The following is a 16598-nucleotide window of genomic DNA, read 5'->3' on the forward strand; positions in this document are numbered from 1 at the left end:
CAGTAGATGGCAAACCTGAAATTGACCAATGTGGCCAAAACCTACGGGGGCGGCGTCGAGGTCCTGAGAGACATCAACCTCGATATCAAACAGGGGGAGCTGATCGTCTTTGTCGGCCCTTCTGGCTGCGGCAAATCCACCTTGCTGCGGATGATCGCGGGGCTGGAACGGATCAGCGGTGGCACGCTGGAAATCGACGATGCGGTGATGAATGACATCCCGCCCGCCCAGCGGGGCATTGCGATGGTGTTCCAGTCCTATGCGCTTTATCCGCATATGACGGTGCGCGACAACATGGCCTTTGCGCTGAAGATCGCGAAGAAAAGCAAGGACGAGATCGACGCCGCCATCGATCGTGCCGCCAAGATCCTGCAGCTGGAACCCTATCTGGATCGCCTGCCCAAGGCGCTGTCGGGCGGGCAGCGGCAGCGGGTTGCCATCGGTCGCTCCATCGTGCGCGATCCGAAGGTCTATCTTTTTGACGAGCCGCTCTCCAATCTGGACGCGGCGCTGCGGGTCGCCACCCGGATCGAAATTGCCCAGCTGAAAGAGGCGATGCCCGACAGCACCATGATCTATGTGACCCATGATCAGGTGGAGGCGATGACGCTGGCCAGCCGCATTGTGGTGCTCGCCAACAAAGGTATCGCGCAGGTCGGCACCCCGCTGGACCTGTATCAGCGACCGGAGAATGAATTTGTCGCCCAGTTCATCGGCTCACCTGCCATGAACCTGATCCCCGGAACGGTGATCGCCACGGGGCCGCGCACCACGGTGCGGCTCACCAGTGGGGAGGAGGTCGTGGCAGAGATCCCGACAACTGACGCCGATCAGGGGCTTGCCGTGAATGTCGGGGTTCGGCCCGAAGATCTGGTTGAGGAGGGCACAGGCGGCGCGTTGATCGACAGCCGCGTTGATATCGTCGAGGCCCTGGGCGAGGTTACCGTGCTCTACATCGCGGCGGGCGAGGGGAAGGATCCGCTGATTGCCAAACTCCCCGGCATTCACAAGGGGCTGCGCGGCTCCTCTGTGCGGCTCTATGCCGACCCAGCCAAGCTGCATCTCTTTCACAAGGGCCAGTCGCTGCTCTATCGCTAAGCGCTCGCGCTACTTCTGCAACACGGTGCTGCGCCATTCCTCAAGGAACCGCGCCCGTTTCAGCCGGTCCAGAAATACCAACAGCCCCGGTCCCATCTGGATCGGGCGCAAGGCGGCGGTGGGGTTGGTCTCGGCGGTGGCGTAGCGCGGGAAAGGATAGTCCGGATCGCGCCCGTTGCCCCAAGCGGCCCGCAAAAGGTGGTCGATGAACGCCCCCGCCAGATCGGGGCGCTCCGCTCCTCTCAGCACGACAGCCGTGCGCAGCATCATATTGGTATAATCCTGCGGATCGACGATCTCGATCCGCTCTGCCAGATCGTCGCGCGCACGGGCATAGCTGCCCAGCACATTATAGGCGATGGCCAGCTCCCCGCGCGCCACCGCCTCGATCATCTCGCCGGAGCAGCAATAGAGCCGCAAATCAAGGCTGCCGAAAATCTCCATCATTCGCCAGAAACTCTCCGAGGTGCGCAGATCCTGCGTGGCAAACAAATAGCCAAGGCCGCTTTTCTCGACATCATATGTGCCGATGCGCCCCCGAAACCGGTTGGGGTAGCGACGCAGGAGCGACATCAGCGCCTGACGGCTGCGCGGCATCTCCAGCCCGTCAAAGGCGGCGGGCGACAACACAATCGATGCAGGCTCCTGCGAGAAGGCAAAGACATGATCGCGCCAGACCGCCCAATCCGGGATCCGCAGCCGCCCAGCGGGGGAATGCGCGCGGGTGTACCCATCATTGGCAAGCTTGGTCTGCAGATCCAGCGCCGAGGAGACGGCAAGGTCAAAATCCGCGCCATCCTCCACCACCGCGCGCATCAGCTCTGAACTGCTGACCGTGACGTAATCCACCACCACCGTCGGACGGGTGCGCAGAAAACTCTCAACCAGAGGCGCCAGCAGATCGGTGTCGGTGGTGGACAGCACCCGCAGGACATCAGCGCCAGCCGCACCGGCAGCGGGCCCAAAGCGGCGCTGGTCCTCGATCTCGAATGCCTGCGTTGGCCCACCGAGAATGACTGCAAGGCAGATCAGGCAGAGCACACGCAGAGCTGCTGTCAAAGCACTGGAAAACATAAGGAAACGCATGATCCCTCCCGTCTTGGAGATGCCGCCGGTGGTCCGCTGGTGGCCTGGCTCGGCGCGATGGTCAGGCGCCCGCCATGGGCCTCCACCACCTCTCGCGCAATCGTAAGCCCAAGGCCCGAGCCAATCGTCCCTTCGGCATTGGCGCCCCGCGCAAACCGCGCGGTCAGCGCCTCGGTGTCACCGCTGGGAAATCCGCCTGCTTCATCAATGATGCTCAGCCGCAGCTCTGCCCCCTCCTTGCGCAGGATCACCTGAATGTCGCTCTCGGAGGGCGCATATTTGATCGCATTGTCCAAAAGGTTGCGCACTGCGTTTTGGATCAGGATCGGATCGCCGGACAGGGGCGGCGTTTGCGGCAGGTCGGAATGCAGCGCAATATCTTTCAGCTCCGCAATAGGGCGGAGCCGGTTCAGCAGATCGCGCGATAGCGCCCCCAGATCCACCTCTTCGCGCAGCAGACTGTCGGTGCGAAAGGTCACCATCGCATGATCCAGCAGTTGCCCCGCCGCGCGGGAGCTCTCATCGATGGCGCGGATCATCTCGCGCAACGAGGCGCGGTTTTCGTCCCGCTCGACCCGTCTCAGCGTGATCTCGGCCTGCGTGCGCACCGTGGCCAGCGGCGTGCGCACCCGGTGCGCGGCCTCTGCGATGAAATCCTCCGACCGCGACAGGGAAATCCGCAGCCGCTCGATAAAGCGGTTCAAAGATGTGACCAGCGGGATCATCTCCGACGGTACCGGGCGGCGCACCGGGCGCAAATCCTTCGGTCCACGCCGCGACACCGCTTCGGCCAGTTCGGCAAGCGGTCGAATACTGGACTGTGCTGCCCAGATTGCCAAAAACGCTGCAATCATGAAAAACCCCAGACCAAGCTGCAGCGCGGTGCGCGTCAGCTCCGCCAATTGCGCCGACTGCCCTTCGCGGGTCTGCGCCACAGAAATCACCACATCGGAGACCTGACCGTTCAGCGACACCCGACGCGCCAGCGTCACCATGCGGATGCTATCGCCCTTGTAGGGCGCAGTATCAAATCGCGGCTGCCCTCGCTGCGGCAGCAGATCAGGCAGCGGCAGATCGCCGTAACCAGTGAGCAGCCGGTCATTTTGCGCGACCCGGTAAAACACCCGATCATCGCTGACATTGCCCAGCATCGACAGCGCCGAATAGGGGATATCGACCGTCACATCGCCCGACCGTACAGACACCGAGTCCATGATCGACGTGGCCGAGGCCTGCAGAATACTGTCATGGGTGCGCTGCGACACATCCCGGGTGAAGACCAGCACGATGAAGAACAACAGCGAGGCGAGAAAAGCGGCACTGCCCACCAGCTGCAACGTCAACCGCCGCCGGATTGACCCGCTGGTCGGCAGCGCGCGGCTCATGCAAGCGACATCCGATAGCCCAGCCCGCGCACCGTGGTGATTTCCACATCCGCCCCGGCCAGATGTTTGCGCAGCCGTGCCACATAAACCTCAATCGCATTTTCCGAGACGTCTTCCTCATAGGAAAACAGCCGGTCCACCAGTTTCGATTTGGAAAAAATCCTGTCCGGCGCATTGATGAAAATTTCCAGCAGCCGCAGCTCCTTGTTGCGCAGGGAGACGGTTTTGTCGCCCACCACCAGCGTGCCCGCCAAGGGATCAAACACCAGCGCGCCGAATCGTTTCTGGTTGGAACTGCCGCCACCATGGCGCCGCAACACGGCCCGGCAGCGCGCTTCCAGTTCGGAAAAATCAAAGGGTTTGGTGATGTAATCATCCGCGCCCAGATCCAGCACACCCACCCGGTCCGACACCTCTGACCGTGCGGTCAGCACGATCACCGGCGTTGTGCCCTCGCGGCTGCGATGGGACTTAAGAAAGCTGCGACCGTCCCCATCCGGCAGCATAATATCCAGTAAAATCAAATCGTAATCCGCCGTCGCCGCATAGTCATCCGCGACCGCCAGATCCGGGGCATGATCCACCACATGGCCATCCATCCGCAGCCGGTCCTCGACGGCGGCAGCCAGGCTCAGGTTGTCTTCGACCAGCAGAAAACGCATGGGGATCTATCCGTGGGAAGGGCAACGCCCGTGGTGGCAAAATGCGATGTGACAGGTTTGTGTCAGCTTGACGTGTTCCCTTTCAGTCATGAGCGGCCAAGCCGCCATTTGTCAAATGGGAGGACAAACAGATGAAAACGACTTTGACCCGGCGCGCCCTGATGGCGGTGACCGCTGCGACACTGGCCTTTGCTGCGCCGGTTTCTGCGGATGAGATGGTGGACAGCATCCACTTTCTGATCCCCGGCGGCGCAGGCGGCGGCTGGGACGGCACCGCGCGCGGGACTGGTGAGGCGCTGACCAAGGCGGGCCTTGTGGGCAACGCCTCCTTTGAGAACATGTCCGGCGGTGGCGGCGGCAAGGCAATCGGCTATCTGATCGAGAACGCCGAGAGCAACCACGGCACCCTGATGGTCAACTCGACCCCGATTGTGATCCGCTCGCTCACCGGTGTCTTCCCGCATAACTTCCGGGACCTCACCATGGTGGCAGGCACCATCGGCGACTACGCGGCCATCGTTGTGGGCAAGGACAGCCCGATCAACTCCATGTCGGATCTGATCGCAGCCTATCAGGCCAATCCGCGCAAGACCGCCATCGGCGGTGGTTCGGTCCCCGGCGGCATGGATCACCTCGTTGCCGCCATGGTGATGAAGGCCGCAGGCGAGGAGCCGACAGCGGTGAAATACATCCCCTATGATGCGGGCGGTGTGGCCATGGCCGCACTTCTCTCCGGTGAAATCGCCGCACTCTCCACCGGCTTCTCCGAGGCGATTGATCTGGCCAACGCAGGCGAGGTGAAAATCATCGGCGTCACCGCCGAGGACCGCGTACCTGCCTATGCAGACGCCCCCACAATGAAAGAGCAGGGGATTGACGCAACCTTCGTCAACTGGCGCGGCTTCTTCGGCGCGCCGGGACTGCCAGAGGAGAAGGTCGAGGCCTACCGCGCCGCCCTAGCCAAGATGTACGACACCCCCGAATGGGAAGAGGTCCGCGCCCGCAACGGTTGGGTGAACATCCACAACAGCGGCGACGACTTCGTCAGCTTCCTGGAAGGTCAGGAAGAGGTGATCAAAAGCCTGATGCAGGAACTCGGCTTCCTCTAAGTCTGGCAGAGCAGACAGGCGTCCGGTCCGAGTTGTGCCGGGCGCCATGCCTCTGACACCAGAAACCGGCGGCGCGCATCTTCAGGAGGGGGCCGCGCCGCCCGCCCGGTTTCACGCTCGACATATCTCATCAAAGGGGGGAGAGCCTCATGGCGCTCGACCGATGGATCGCGCTGGTCATTCTTATGATCAGCCTCGCCTATGGCTATACGGCCTTTTTCACCATGGACGAAGGCTTGCCGCCGTTCATGAAATTCAATGCCATCTGGCCCAGCACCTTCCCTAAGGGGTTGTCCGTTATGGCGGTGATCTGTGCGCTGATCATCCTGCTGTCACCGCAGAAAGCCGATGCAGGCCCCAAGGCTGGCGACATCGATTACCGCCGCTTGCTGGACTACAAACTGGGTCAGGCGATGGCACTTCTCGCGATGATGGTGATCTACGCGCTGGCACTGCGTCCGGTAGGCTTCCTGATCTCCACCATCGCATTTCTGGTGATCAGCGCCATGGTCCTTGGCGAACGCAAGCTGCATATCCTGATCCCCATCGCGGTCATTGCGGCGGGTGTGGTCTGGTATCTGGTGCAGCAGGTGCTGGGTATCTATCTGCGCCCGCTGCCCTTCTTTATGGGGACTGGGGGCTGATATGCTGGACGGTATTCTGATCGGCCTCAGCACGGCCTTTTCCTTGAGCAACATCCTGATGGTGATCGGCGGCTGCCTCATCGGCACCTTCATCGGCATGTTGCCGGGCCTCGGCCCGATGAGCATCATTTCCATCATGATCCCGGTGGCGATCTCCATCGGTGATCCCTCTGCCGCTCTGATCTTGTTGGCGGGTGTCTACTATGGCGCCATCTTCGGTGGCTCGACCTCGTCAATCCTGATCAACGCGCCGGGCGTGGCCTCAACCGTGGCGACGTCCTTCGATGGCTATCCGCTGGCGCGACAGGGCAAGGCGGGCAAGGCGCTGACCGTGGCGGCGATTTCGTCCTTCTGCGGCGGCAGCATCGGGGCGATCCTGCTGATGATCTTCGCGCCCGCGCTGGCCAGCGTTGCCCTGCTGTTCCACTCGGCGGAATATTTCGCGCTGATGGTTGTGGGCCTCTCCGCCATCGCCGCCTTTGCGGGCACCGGTCAGGTGGTGAAGGCGCTGTTGATGACCGTGCTTGGCCTGATCATGGCCACGGTGGGTGAGGGCGCGCTGTTCAATATGCCCCGCTTCACCATGGGCATTATGGATCTGCAATCGGGCTTTGGCTTCATCACCTTAGCCATGGCGATGTTTGCTCTGCCAGAGGCACTGTATCTGGTGCTGGATCCCAGCCGCTCCAAGACCGAAGGGGGCAGCAATGAGATCAAGGATCTGCGCATCACACGCGAGGAGGCCAAATCCATCGCGCCGGTGATTGGCCGCCAGTCGATCCAGGGCTTCCTGATCGGTGTGCTGCCGGGGGCCGGGGCCACCATCGCCTCCTTCCTTGGCTATGCGGTGGAGCGCAATATCGCCCCGAAGGAGGAGCAGAAGGAGTTCGGCAAGGGCGCCATCAAAGGCCTCGCCGCGCCGGAAAGCGCCAATAACGCCGCCTGCACAGGCTCCTTTGTGCCGTTGCTGACGCTGGGCATTCCCGGCTCGGGTACCACGGCAATCCTGCTGGGGGCGCTGATCGCGCTCAATGTCTCGCCGGGGCCGCGCCTGATGGTGGATGAACCGGAGATCTTCTGGGCGGTGATCATCTCGATGTATGTTGGCAACCTGATCCTGTTGATCCTGAACCTGCCGCTGATCCCCTATATCGCCAAGGTTCTGGCGGTGCCGCGCAACTACCTGATCCCCTTCATCTTCTTCTTCACCTTGATGGGGGCCTATATCGGGCAGAACAATGCAACCGAACTGCTGATCCTTGTGGGTCTGGGAATCTGCGCCACGGTGCTGCGCTTTGCCGATTATCCGCTGGCTCCCTTGCTGATCGGCTTCATTCTGGGGTCGATGCTGGAGGATAATTTCTCCCGCTCGATGCAGCTCTATGACGGGCTGGGTTTCCTGATGGAACGCCCGATGACCATTGGCCTCTTGGGGCTGGCCGCGGTGTTGGTGATCCTGCCCAGCTACCGGGCCCGCCGCGCCCGGCTGCGTCAGCGCGGGGTGGCAGACGGCGATTGATCGTCGCCAGGGATACAGATCACGGGGGGCGCTGCGGCGCCCCTTTTGCGTGGCTCAGCCCAGGATCAGGAGCCAGAGCCAGACCGTCAGGATACAGGATCCCGTGGCAATCAGCACCGAGGACGCCGCCACCCGCTTTGCGCGCCCATACATATTGGCAAAGATATAGGCGTTGAACCCCGGCGCCATCGCCGCATTCAACACGGCTGAGCGGAACAGATCCGGCTGCACCTTCAAGGCGCTGCCCATGCTCCAGACCAGCGCCGGATGCACCATCAATGAGATCGCACAGACAAAACCGATGGTGCGCAGGTCTCCTTCGGGGCGGTATTGCACCAGCACGCCCCCCAGCGCAAACAGCGCTGTCGGCAGCGCCGCCCGAATGACCAGCGACAGGGCCTCATCCACTGCCTGCGGGATCCACAGGCCCGAAAGGTTCACCACAAACCCCAATGCGATGCCAAGGATCAGCACATTCTTGAACATCGCGCTGAACACCGATTTCACCGTAGCGATGCCGCCCGCGCCCTTGTTGCGCACGATCTCCATCACCGTGATCCCCAGCCCGTAGCAAAACGGCGAGTGAAAGGCGATGATCGCGTAGTTGCCGGTCAGATTGTCGGCCCCATAGGCGCGCTCCGTGATCGGCAGACCCAGCAGCACCGAATTGGAGAACAGGCAGCAAAAGCCGATCGCCACGCAATCCTCCCAGTCGCGTTTGAAAATCAGCCGCGCACCGGCCATCCCCAGACAGAAACAGGCCGCCGCGCCGGTGTAGAAACTGATCAGCAGACGCGGGTCAAAACTCGCCGACAGATCCAGCGTCGCAATAGCGCGAAACAACAGGCAGGGAATGGCAAAGCTCTGGGTGAATTTCATCAGCCCATCCACATGGCTGGCCTGAAAATACCCGCGCCGCGTGGCGACATAGCCCGCGCCAATGACCAGAAACACCGGCAGGATGACATCAATCAGGCTCTGAAACATGATGTGCCTTCCTATGGGCGGGGTCGCGGGCGCCTTATGTGGCGGCTCAGATCGGGTATTCGATCACCATCCCATCATAGGCGGGATCAATATGATCAGGGGTCTCAGCGGCGACCTGCGCGTAATCCAGATCAATATGCATATTGGTCAGTACCGCGCGCTTTGGCGCCATCCGCTCGATCCACTGCAGCGCCTCGTCCAGCGACAGATGGGTGGGATGCGGCTTGCGGCGCAGCGCATCAAGGATCCAGCAGTCCAGATCCTGCAATTCCACCAGCGCGCTGTCGGGGATCTTGGCCACATCCGGCAGATAGGCGACATCGCCAATGCGGAACCCCAGCGCCTCAATGGAGCCGTGATTGACCTCAAACGGGCGCAGGGTGATATCGCCACCGGGGCCGGAAATCGTCAGCGGGCCGTCAATGCTGCGCAGGTCCAGAATGGGCGGATAGGGGGAGCCTGCGGGCTGCACAAAGGCATAGCCGAACCGCGACAGCAGCGCGTTCTGCGTGTCGCCATCCGCATAGACCGGAATGCGGTCGCGCATGTTGAAGACGATCATCCGCAGATCATCGATGCCATGCACATGATCGGCGTGGGAATGGGTATAGACCACCCCGTCCAGCCGCCCGGTGCCGGTGTCGAGCAGCTGGCTGCGCATATCAGGGGAGGTGTCGATCAGCACCGTCGTGGTGCCCTCGGGACCGTCCCGCTCCACCAGAAGCGAGCAGCGGCGGCGGCGGTTGCGGGGATTATCGGGGTCGCAATCGCCCCAATGCCCGCCCAGTCGCGGCACCCCACCGGAGGACCCGCAGCCCAGAATGGTAAAGCGCAGCACGCCCATCAGGCGGCGGCCTCATATTGGGCAGCCTTCCAGAACAGCCGGTCAAAATTGGTCTGTGTCTGGGCGGCGAAATCGGCGTAATCCACGCCAAACACCTCTGCGCCCACGCGGGCGGTATGGGCGGTATAGGCCGGCTCATTGCGTTTGCCACGATAGGGCGGCGGCGCCAGATAGGGCGCGTCGGTCTCCACCAGAATCCGCTCCATTGGGGCAGCGGCAAAGATATCGCGCAGCTCCTGACTCTTGGGAAAGGCGGCGATGCCCGACATTGACAGGTAGAACCCCAGATCCAGCGCCGCCCGTGCCAGTTCAGGCGAGGAGGAGAAGCAATGCATCACACAGCTATAGGCGCCCTTGGCCATTTCATCGCGCAGGATCATCGCCATATCCTCATCCGCTGCGCGGGCGTGGATGATCAGCGGCAGGCCGGTTTCCCGCGCCGCCGTAATATGGGTTCTGAGCGAGGTCTTCTGCACCTCCACACTGTCGGCGGTATAGTGATAATCCAGCCCGGTCTCACCAATGCCGACAAATTTCGGATGCTGCGCCAGCGCCACCAGCTCGTCCACCGACACCAGCGGCTCGTCTGCGGCGCTCATCGGGTGGGTGCCCGCCGCATAGAAGATCGGCGCATGCGCCTCGGCGATGGCGCGCACGGTGGGCTCATTGCGCAGTTTGGTGCAGATGGTCACCATGCGGGTCACACCGGCCTCAGCTGCCCGCGCAATCAGCGCGTCCAGCTCACCCTCGAAATCGGGAAAATCCAGATGGCAATGGCTGTCCGTAATGGACGGGGGCATGGGGGAAAGGCTCTCGGTCATAACTGCTCTCTGTCGCGTCCTGCGGGGGTCCGGTGCTCCGGATCAGCGCGCCGCAGTGTCCTGCATCTTGAAAACCGTATCTAGGACAAGTGCTGCGGGGTCAAGGTTCACCGCCTGACCGTGGCGCATCCGGGCTGTCACCTGCGCTGCCAGATCCGCCCAGGCACGCGCCTTTTGCGGCGTCGGCGAAAGCCGGGACAGCACCGATGCCTCCTGCGGGGCGGCCTCCGGCTGTGGGGCTGTTCCGGTGGCCCCGGTGCGTGCCAGCCGGGCCAGCGCCGTATCAATCAGGGTGAGCAGCAGCTCGAATTTCTCTGCCCCACCTCGTGCTGCGGCCTGTTCTGCCAGCGCCATGGCGCGCTGTCGATCCAGCCGGGGCAGGCTGTCCAGCAGCCGCACCACATCGCTATAGGCCTGCAAGCCACCGAGGTTCAGCAGCCGCAGCGCCGCCCCGACCGAGCCATTGGACAGCGCGGCCAGATGGTCGGCTTGCTTTGGCAGCTCAGCGCCTGCCTGCGTCAGCGCCGCCTGCATGTCCTCAGCGCTCAGCGGCGCGAACCGCAACAGCCGACAGCGGGAGCGGATCGTCGGTAACAGTCGCGAGGGCTGATGTGACACCAGCAGCAGGGTTGTGCGGGCAGGCGGCTCTTCCAGCATTTTCAGCAGCGCATTGGCGGCACTGGTGTTCATATCGTCAGCGGCATCCACAATCACCACCCGGCGTCCGCCGTCGGTGGCCGAGAGGCCAAAGAATTTGTTCAGCGCCCGGATGTCATCGACCACGATCTGATCGCGCAGCTTGCCCTTGTCGTTTTCGCTGCGGGTAATCGACGCCAGCCCCGGCTCCGCCAGCGCCTGAATGCGGTGCATCACCGGATGATCCATCCCGATATCCAGCGAGGTGGCAGGCGGCGGCGCGCCGAACAGCCCCGCATCCTCCGCAGGCGGCTGCGATAGCAAAAACGCCGCAATGCGCCAGGCCAGCGTTGCCTTGCCCACACCCTGCGGGCCGGTCAGCAGCCAGCCGTGATGCAGCCGGTCCGAGTTGAAGGCGGTCAGGAAATCCTGCTCCGCCTGCGCTTGCCCAAACAGTTGCAACGTCTCGCGCGGATGGGGCGCGCCCACTGTCTGATCCGCGCGCAGAGGGGCATCATCCTTGCTCATGCGCCTGCGTCCCCATCGGACGTGGGCAGGGCGGTGGAGACAACTTTCAGTACATCGCGCGCGACGCTGTCCATCGGGCGATCCCCGTCGATGACGCGAAACCGGTCGGCAAATTCCTGTGCCAATGCCAGAAACCCGGCACGCATCCGCTGTTGCAGATCCAGACCAAAATCCTCGAACCGTTCTTCGCTGCCCTGACGGCCCTTGGCCCGCGCCAGCCCTTTGGCCGGGTCCATGTCGATCAGGATGGTCAGGTCCGGTTCATGGCCAATCATCAGGCGATGCAGCTGATCTACGCTGGCGCGCAGATCCCCGCGCGACAGCCCCTGATACATCCGCGTGCTATCGGCAAAGCGATCACAGACCACCACTTTGCCTGCGGCCAGCGCAGGCAGGATCCGCCGTTCCATATGGTCGCGCCGCGCGGCGGTGAACAGCAACAGCTCCGTCTCCGCCGACCAGCGATCGGGGTCCCCCTCCAGCACCAGACGGCGGATCTCCTCCGCGCCGTCTGACCCGCCGGGTTCACGGGTCAGGACAACCTCAACCCCCTGCGCCTGCAAGGCCTCCGCCAGCAGCCGACATTGCGTCGATTTGCCGGAGCCATCGATCCCCTCAAATGTGACGAAGAGGCCGGAATAGGAGGCTGCGCCATGCGTAGCGGCGCCGGTCTTGGCCGCTGTCACTGGCTGGCCTCAGGCCCGCTGAGGAACCGTTTCACCAGCACTTCGGCGGCGGTCTTCACCCGCACCTGAAAGCCACCCGTGGGAATGTCCTTCTCCGCCACCAGCGGCAGCCGCACCTCCGGCAGCTCATCCGGTTGCAGCACCAGTTCGGCCAGCTGCTGCCCTTTCTCGATGGGGGCATCAATCGGCCCGGTATAGACCACCTCGCCAGTGATCTCGCGACCGGCAAGGGCAGGCAGCAGCACGGTCAGATCCTCCGCGGGCACCAGCCCTACGGTTGCCTCTGCGCCGCGCCAGACCTCGGCTTCTGCGACCGGAACACCCGCTTTAGCCACCGTTTTTTTGGCAAATTGGCGAAACGACCAGTTAACCAGGGCCTCAGCCTCCTCTGCGCGGGCGGTGGTGCTGTCCAGACCGGTGATCACAAAAATCACCCGCCGGTCGCCTTGCGCGGCGGATCCCACCAGACCATAGCCCGCCTCGGAGGTGTGGCCGGTCTTCAGACCATCCGCGCCGATGCCCAGACCCAGCAGCGGGTTGCGGTTGCGCACATTGGAGGGCGCGCGGCCATCAAATTCAAACTCCCGCTCGGCAAACAGCGGGTAATACTGCGGGAAATCCTCGATCAGCTTTTCAGCGAGGATCGCCAGATCCTCCACCGACATCCGGTGCCCGGCGGCGGGCCAGCCGTTGGAATTGGCAAAGGTGGAGTTCTCCATCCCCATTTCCTGCGCCCGTTTGGTCATGTAGCGGGCAAACCCCGCCTCAGTGCCATCCGGGCTCAACGCTTCGGCCAGCACCACGCAGGCGTCATTGCCCGACAGCACGATAATCCCGCGCAAGAGATCCTCCACCCGGACCCGATCCTGGGTGTTGAGGAACATGGTCGAGCCCTTATAGCTCATGGCGTGTTCGCTGACCGGCAGCCGCTCATCCAGTGTCAGGCGGCCATCGCGGATCGCTTCAAACGCCACATACAGCGTCATCAGCTTCGACATCGACGCAGGCGGCAGCGCCAGATCGGCGTTCTTGGCCAGCAGCACGGTATCGGTCTCCTGATCCAGCACATAGGCGGCGCGCGCGCGGGTATCAAAGGCCGCAGCCGACAGCGCCGAAAGGCTGACCAACAGGCCAGCCGCACAGGTCAGTTTCAAAGCAGAGCGAAGCGGAGAGGGGAGAAAGGTCATGACAGAAGCGTCTTTCCGGTTGGTCACGTCAAGCAGAGCCGCACAAGCGAGGTCAATTGGTGACCGCATAGGCATCGGAGAAGCCGACGGCCTTGACGCTCTTCAGCAGCTGACTGCGTTCGGATTTCGATTGGGCCGGCCCGACCAGCACCCGCCAGAACGGTTTTCCGTTGCTGGACTGGGACAGGACTGAGGGCATAAGCCCGGCATTGCGCATCTGATCGGCGGTGCGTTTGGCATTGGCCTCAACACTGAAAATACCGATCTGAATATAGGGTTTGTTCAGAGAGGAACTGGCTGCTGCAGCCTTAGTTGCGGTTGAGGCCACGGCGGGTGCGGCTGTCTGCGCAGGCGCAACAGCGGTCGGGGCCGCCGCGTCAATGGCCGCCGCAGCACCGGCAATCGGGTCCAAAGGCTGCGTGTCGATATCGCCGCCATCGGCAAGGGCGACATCGGCCTCTTCAAGGATGACCTCCGCTGCCTGCTCCGGATCGGCAACTTTTTCGCGGCGCAGCGCGGTGACATTCAGTTCAACCGGTGCACCCGCCAACATGCCCAGAGCCTCGGACGCATCGGAGGACACCTGCAGCCGGGGACCGGGAATTTCCCGCTCACGCCGGAACAGCGCACCGATCACAAATTTGCCATTGGCCTGATTGCGGATGATCACCTGTTCGGGATCTTCGGCATCCGGATGCGCCACCCAGACCCCGCCCAGCGAGGGGCGCCCATCCCAAAGACCCGCTTCGGTTACCTGAAATACCTCCGGTGCCTCTACCTCGCGTTCAACCAGGCGGGTGCTGCTGGAAGGGGTGACGGCGCCGTCTTCCTGTGGCTTTGGTTTGAGGAAGGCCAATCCGGGGCCTTCTTCGCAGGCGCCGAGGATCATCAGCCCGGTCAGTGCCGCCGCAAGCCGTCGGCCCCGGCGCGAAGACCCTTGGCCTTTGGCGCTGTGTTTGCGTGTCGACATAGCGTGAACCATGTGTGCTTCCTTGCCCGTATCTGACGGCGCTTTGCGCCTTCTTATGCGCGCTGTCCTGCGCTCCGTGCCGATTGCTTCGGCGTCAGCTGTTCCTGTACCGGTTGTTCCGGCGCCCTTATGATGGGCGCAGCATAGCCGCCACGCCAACGCAAGGAAACCCTGCCACAGCGCGCTCGGCAAGTTTTCGGCGATCCCGGTTCCCTGTGGCAGCCCGTCACGCTCGGCCCGCAGCGCAGGGTATCCGGGACAGGTGGCGGACACTGTGAAACGGGATAGGGTGCAATTCCCTCTTGCCAGACGGGCAACCAGCGCCTAAACCCGGCGCCGACCGGGGAGGTGGCAGAGTGGTCGAATGCGGCGGTCTTGAAAACCGTTGAACGTGAGAGCGTTCCCAGGGTTCGAATCCCTGTCTCCCCGCCACTTTATCAAGTAGTGAGCCGCCACCTTGACCGCTCACCCCGAACGGGGAATGTCACGGCTGACCCAAAAATTTCTACGTTCACGATCTGTTTTTGTTTCGGTCTCTGAGGCTTTGTGCCTCTTTCGCCAGGGGCTTTTGGCTGCCCCTTTCGAATACTTTTGAACCAGGATAGGCTCTTTTGCCCTGTGATCGCGACAACCTGCTGATCTGTGCAACCGACTTCAACCAATTAACCAGCGGTTTTTAAAGCAGACCGTGCAGTGAGTATTCAGCCAGGCTCGCCGTTTTTCGCACAGCCATGACTTTCTTCTGCATCTGGTCGTAATTCAGCTGCCTGCCTCTCTTCCCACTGGGGCGACGGCTTGTCGCTCTTGATGAGCTTTTAGAATGTGAAGCGCTGAGCAAGCGCACCGCCACCGCGCATCAGTCGCCAATACTTGCGGCCATATTCTTCGCAGTTGGAATCCGTGCGTGTCGCACCTCGGCACTGGCGAAAAGCCATATCTTGAAACCCCGATGGTGCGGGGTAGTGACTACCTGTCCTATCGGGCCGCGTTGAGGCGCGAGATCGCCCGGTGCCTTGGAGTTTTCTTCGTCTTTCCCGTCCGTTACGCGCAGTCACGTGCTGATCGGTGCCGTTTCTTTCGCGGGAGACGGCACCGTGTCTTCGGGGAGCAGTTATTCCACGGCCTGCATTTCAGTGTCGATTTCGATGACCGTGTCCCAACCGGGATGGTCATGCCAACACCAAAGTCTTTCGGCTCGATTTCGGTTCGCGCATAAAACGCCGCCCAATCGCCCTTGTAGTACTCTAGGAACTGCCCCAACGGGTGCTCTCCGATATGGGTCAAAGTGGCCTGAAGCGTCACGGGTTTGGTCACGCCGTGCATGGTCAGGTTGCCTGCTATATCAGCGGTCTTGTCACCGGTGCGGGTCACTGAGGCGCTTTCAAAGGTGATTTCCGGATATGTTTCCACTTCCAGGAAGTCGGCATTCTTGATGTGATCATCCAGCGCAGCGACACCGGAATGGATGCTGGTTGCATCCACAACCGCTTTCAGGCGTGCGCCTTCGACATTGGCTTCATCCAAAACCAGCGTGCCTTCAGCCGTGGTGAACTCGCCATGCTGCATCGAGACGCCTGCGTGGCTCCATTTTACGCGGACTTCGGTGTGACCCTGTTGGGTTTTATAAGTTACCTCAGCCAAAACAGGGGTTGCCAGAGCAATGGCGGTCGCGGTCGGGTTGAAGAGCTTTGAGAACAGCATGGTATTTCCAATCTTTGCAGTTAAGAAATTGAGGCAGAGGGCAAAAATGCGTGTGTTCTACGCACGCCCAGCTCTGGCCAGGACCTGAGCCACTCCGGGTTCAGGCCCCAGTCAGACAGGGTCAGTCATCAGGGCTGATAGGGCTCTTCCCGCAGCGTGTGGCTGACGAGAAGCTTGAAGAAGAGGATGGGCAGGAACCATTCCAGATGTTCAGGATTCTCGAAGACATAAAGCGACAGAAGCAGCGCGATGCAGTAGATGAGGGCCGCAAATGGGCGCTGCAGGTACAGAGGTGTCAGAAGGATCGCCGCACAGGACGCAAGGGTGAAGCCATAGACCATGGCAATCCAGCCCAAATCAAAGCCCAGAAATGCCCAACTGAACAAGGTGATCTGGATCAGGTGGATCGCAATGAAGGTCATGTGGGCCTTGAAACCCTCACCTTCACGGAAGAACCAGCGCTTGGCGGCGGAGGTCGAATTTGTGATGGCACCGCCGACCATATCCACAGCCATCAATGACACCAGAATATACTGCCAAACATTCCAATCAGTGTTCTGATAGAAGCCGAAGACAATAACGCCGGCGGCAAAGATGAACGGCGGATAAAGCTGCAGGTTCTTTTCTGCTTTTGTTGCCCCTGGGCCGATCAGCGTGTCGATAAAGCCCCAGAAGCCAACCCGTTTGTCGGGCAGCGTCCAATCAATTCTCATGGTCGTGTCGTTTCCTTGAAGA

General features: G+C 61.9%; 16 protein-coding genes and 1 tRNA gene. 5 read left to right on the forward strand and 12 right to left on the reverse strand.

The window, feature by feature from the left end:
• Window positions 1-6 precede the first annotated feature (6 nt).
• Window positions 7-1098 (forward strand): ABC transporter ATP-binding protein, encoded by a 1092-nt coding sequence (locus D1820_RS17025; RefSeq protein WP_118069862.1) that lies wholly within the window; start codon window positions 7-9, stop codon window positions 1096-1098.
• A gap of 9 nt (window positions 1099-1107) precedes the next feature.
• Here the strand turns inward: D1820_RS17025 and D1820_RS17030 are convergent, their stop codons facing one another.
• Genes D1820_RS17030 through D1820_RS17040 form a run of 3 tightly spaced genes read right to left on the reverse strand, consistent with a single transcriptional unit; the run spans window position 1108 to window position 4231 of the window.
• On the reverse strand, window positions 1108-2184 hold the full coding sequence (locus tag D1820_RS17030) for an ABC transporter substrate-binding protein (protein ID WP_118069863.1): 1077 nt from the start codon (window positions 2182-2184) through the stop codon (window positions 1108-1110).
• The gene (locus D1820_RS17035; RefSeq protein WP_118069864.1) at window positions 2154-3569 is read right to left on the reverse strand and encodes a sensor histidine kinase; all 1416 of its coding nucleotides are present in this window, start codon (window positions 3567-3569) and stop codon (window positions 2154-2156) included. The genes D1820_RS17030 and D1820_RS17035 overlap by 31 nt, the downstream gene beginning before the upstream one ends.
• Window positions 3566-4231, reverse strand: a complete 666-nt coding sequence (locus D1820_RS17040; protein WP_040173806.1) for a response regulator transcription factor — start codon at window positions 4229-4231, stop codon at window positions 3566-3568. Before D1820_RS17040 ends, D1820_RS17035 begins: the two co-directional genes overlap by 4 nt.
• 131 nt (window positions 4232-4362) lie before the next feature.
• Between D1820_RS17040 and D1820_RS17045 the strand changes: the two genes are divergently transcribed.
• The 3 genes from D1820_RS17045 (at window position 4363) to D1820_RS17055 (ending at window position 7503) form a co-directional block, all read left to right on the forward strand.
• Window positions 4363-5340 (forward strand): tripartite tricarboxylate transporter substrate binding protein, encoded by a 978-nt coding sequence (locus D1820_RS17045; RefSeq protein WP_096870801.1) that lies wholly within the window; start codon window positions 4363-4365, stop codon window positions 5338-5340.
• A 149-nt stretch (window positions 5341-5489) separates the two neighbouring features.
• Window positions 5490-5984, forward strand: coding sequence for a tripartite tricarboxylate transporter TctB family protein (locus tag D1820_RS17050; RefSeq protein ID WP_118069865.1), 495 nt, complete (start codon window positions 5490-5492; stop codon window positions 5982-5984).
• A 1-nt stretch (window position 5985) separates the two neighbouring features.
• Entirely contained in the window at window positions 5986-7503 is a 1518-nt protein-coding gene (locus D1820_RS17055) for a tripartite tricarboxylate transporter permease (RefSeq protein ID WP_102897454.1), read from the forward strand.
• Between the two features lie 54 nt (window positions 7504-7557).
• Here the strand turns inward: D1820_RS17055 and D1820_RS17060 are convergent, their stop codons facing one another.
• From D1820_RS17060 to D1820_RS17090, 7 genes are read right to left on the reverse strand one after another with little or no spacing between them, the layout of a single operon-like run.
• Window positions 7558-8490, reverse strand: a complete 933-nt coding sequence (locus tag D1820_RS17060) for an AEC family transporter (RefSeq protein ID WP_040173799.1) — start codon at window positions 8488-8490, stop codon at window positions 7558-7560.
• 46 nt (window positions 8491-8536) lie between these two features.
• Entirely contained in the window at window positions 8537-9334 is a 798-nt protein-coding gene (locus D1820_RS17065) for an MBL fold metallo-hydrolase (protein WP_096870805.1), read from the reverse strand.
• Entirely contained in the window at window positions 9334-10155 is an 822-nt protein-coding gene (locus D1820_RS17070) for a TatD family hydrolase (protein WP_118069866.1), read from the reverse strand. The genes D1820_RS17065 and D1820_RS17070 overlap by 1 nt, the downstream gene beginning before the upstream one ends.
• A gap of 42 nt (window positions 10156-10197) precedes the next feature.
• Window positions 10198-11319, reverse strand: coding sequence for a DNA polymerase III subunit delta' (locus D1820_RS17075; RefSeq protein ID WP_118069867.1), 1122 nt, complete (start codon window positions 11317-11319; stop codon window positions 10198-10200).
• Window positions 11316-12005, reverse strand: a complete 690-nt coding sequence (gene tmk, locus D1820_RS17080; protein WP_118069868.1) for a dTMP kinase — start codon at window positions 12003-12005, stop codon at window positions 11316-11318. The genes D1820_RS17075 and tmk overlap by 4 nt, the downstream gene beginning before the upstream one ends.
• Entirely contained in the window at window positions 12002-13192 is a 1191-nt protein-coding gene (locus tag D1820_RS17085; RefSeq protein WP_118069869.1) for a D-alanyl-D-alanine carboxypeptidase family protein, read from the reverse strand. The genes tmk and D1820_RS17085 overlap by 4 nt, the downstream gene beginning before the upstream one ends.
• Before the next feature lie 52 nt (window positions 13193-13244).
• Window positions 13245-14174, reverse strand: coding sequence for an SPOR domain-containing protein (locus D1820_RS17090; protein ID WP_118069870.1), 930 nt, complete (start codon window positions 14172-14174; stop codon window positions 13245-13247).
• 330 nt (window positions 14175-14504) lie between these two features.
• On the opposite strand from D1820_RS17090, the gene D1820_RS17095 reads away from it, so the two are divergent.
• A tRNA-Ser gene (locus D1820_RS17095) sits at window positions 14505-14594 on the forward strand.
• 609 nt (window positions 14595-15203) lie between these two features.
• Here D1820_RS17095 and D1820_RS17100 read toward each other — a convergent pair.
• Window positions 15204-15863 carry a YceI family protein gene (locus tag D1820_RS17100; protein ID WP_118069871.1) on the reverse strand — a complete coding sequence of 220 codons (660 nt, stop codon included), beginning with the start codon at window positions 15861-15863 and terminating at the stop codon, window positions 15204-15206.
• 128 nt (window positions 15864-15991) lie between these two features.
• Window positions 15992-16576, reverse strand: a complete 585-nt coding sequence (locus tag D1820_RS17105) for a hypothetical protein (RefSeq protein WP_118069872.1) — start codon at window positions 16574-16576, stop codon at window positions 15992-15994.
• Window positions 16577-16598: the final 22 nt, after the last annotated feature.

Source organism: Phaeobacter sp. LSS9 (genome assembly GCF_003443595.1).
Taxonomy (GTDB): domain Bacteria; phylum Pseudomonadota; class Alphaproteobacteria; order Rhodobacterales; family Rhodobacteraceae; genus Phaeobacter; species Phaeobacter piscinae.

What these genes read in the sequence shown, in the direction of transcription:
- D1820_RS17025 (WP_118069862.1), top strand. Translation starts at nt 7, where the DNA reads ATGGCAAACCTGAAATTGACCAATGTGGCCAAAACCTACGGGGGCGGC.
- D1820_RS17030 (WP_118069863.1), bottom strand. Translation starts at nt 2,184, where the DNA reads ATGCGTTTCCTTATGTTTTCCAGTGCTTTGACAGCAGCTCTGCGTGTG.
- D1820_RS17035 (WP_118069864.1), bottom strand. Translation starts at nt 3,569, where the DNA reads ATGAGCCGCGCGCTGCCGACCAGCGGGTCAATCCGGCGGCGGTTGACG.
- D1820_RS17040 (WP_040173806.1), bottom strand. Translation starts at nt 4,231, where the DNA reads ATGCGTTTTCTGCTGGTCGAAGACAACCTGAGCCTGGCTGCCGCCGTC.
- D1820_RS17045 (WP_096870801.1), top strand. Translation starts at nt 4,363, where the DNA reads ATGAAAACGACTTTGACCCGGCGCGCCCTGATGGCGGTGACCGCTGCG.
- D1820_RS17050 (WP_118069865.1), top strand. Translation starts at nt 5,490, where the DNA reads ATGGCGCTCGACCGATGGATCGCGCTGGTCATTCTTATGATCAGCCTC.
- D1820_RS17055 (WP_102897454.1), top strand. Translation starts at nt 5,986, where the DNA reads ATGCTGGACGGTATTCTGATCGGCCTCAGCACGGCCTTTTCCTTGAGC.
- D1820_RS17060 (WP_040173799.1), bottom strand. Translation starts at nt 8,490, where the DNA reads ATGTTTCAGAGCCTGATTGATGTCATCCTGCCGGTGTTTCTGGTCATT.
- D1820_RS17065 (WP_096870805.1), bottom strand. Translation starts at nt 9,334, where the DNA reads ATGGGCGTGCTGCGCTTTACCATTCTGGGCTGCGGGTCCTCCGGTGGG.
- D1820_RS17070 (WP_118069866.1), bottom strand. Translation starts at nt 10,155, where the DNA reads ATGACCGAGAGCCTTTCCCCCATGCCCCCGTCCATTACGGACAGCCAT.
- D1820_RS17075 (WP_118069867.1), bottom strand. Translation starts at nt 11,319, where the DNA reads ATGAGCAAGGATGATGCCCCTCTGCGCGCGGATCAGACAGTGGGCGCG.
- D1820_RS17085 (WP_118069869.1), bottom strand. Translation starts at nt 13,192, where the DNA reads ATGACCTTTCTCCCCTCTCCGCTTCGCTCTGCTTTGAAACTGACCTGT.
- D1820_RS17090 (WP_118069870.1), bottom strand. Translation starts at nt 14,174, where the DNA reads ATGGTTCACGCTATGTCGACACGCAAACACAGCGCCAAAGGCCAAGGG.
- D1820_RS17100 (WP_118069871.1), bottom strand. Translation starts at nt 15,863, where the DNA reads ATGCTGTTCTCAAAGCTCTTCAACCCGACCGCGACCGCCATTGCTCTG.
- D1820_RS17105 (WP_118069872.1), bottom strand. Translation starts at nt 16,576, where the DNA reads ATGAGAATTGATTGGACGCTGCCCGACAAACGGGTTGGCTTCTGGGGC.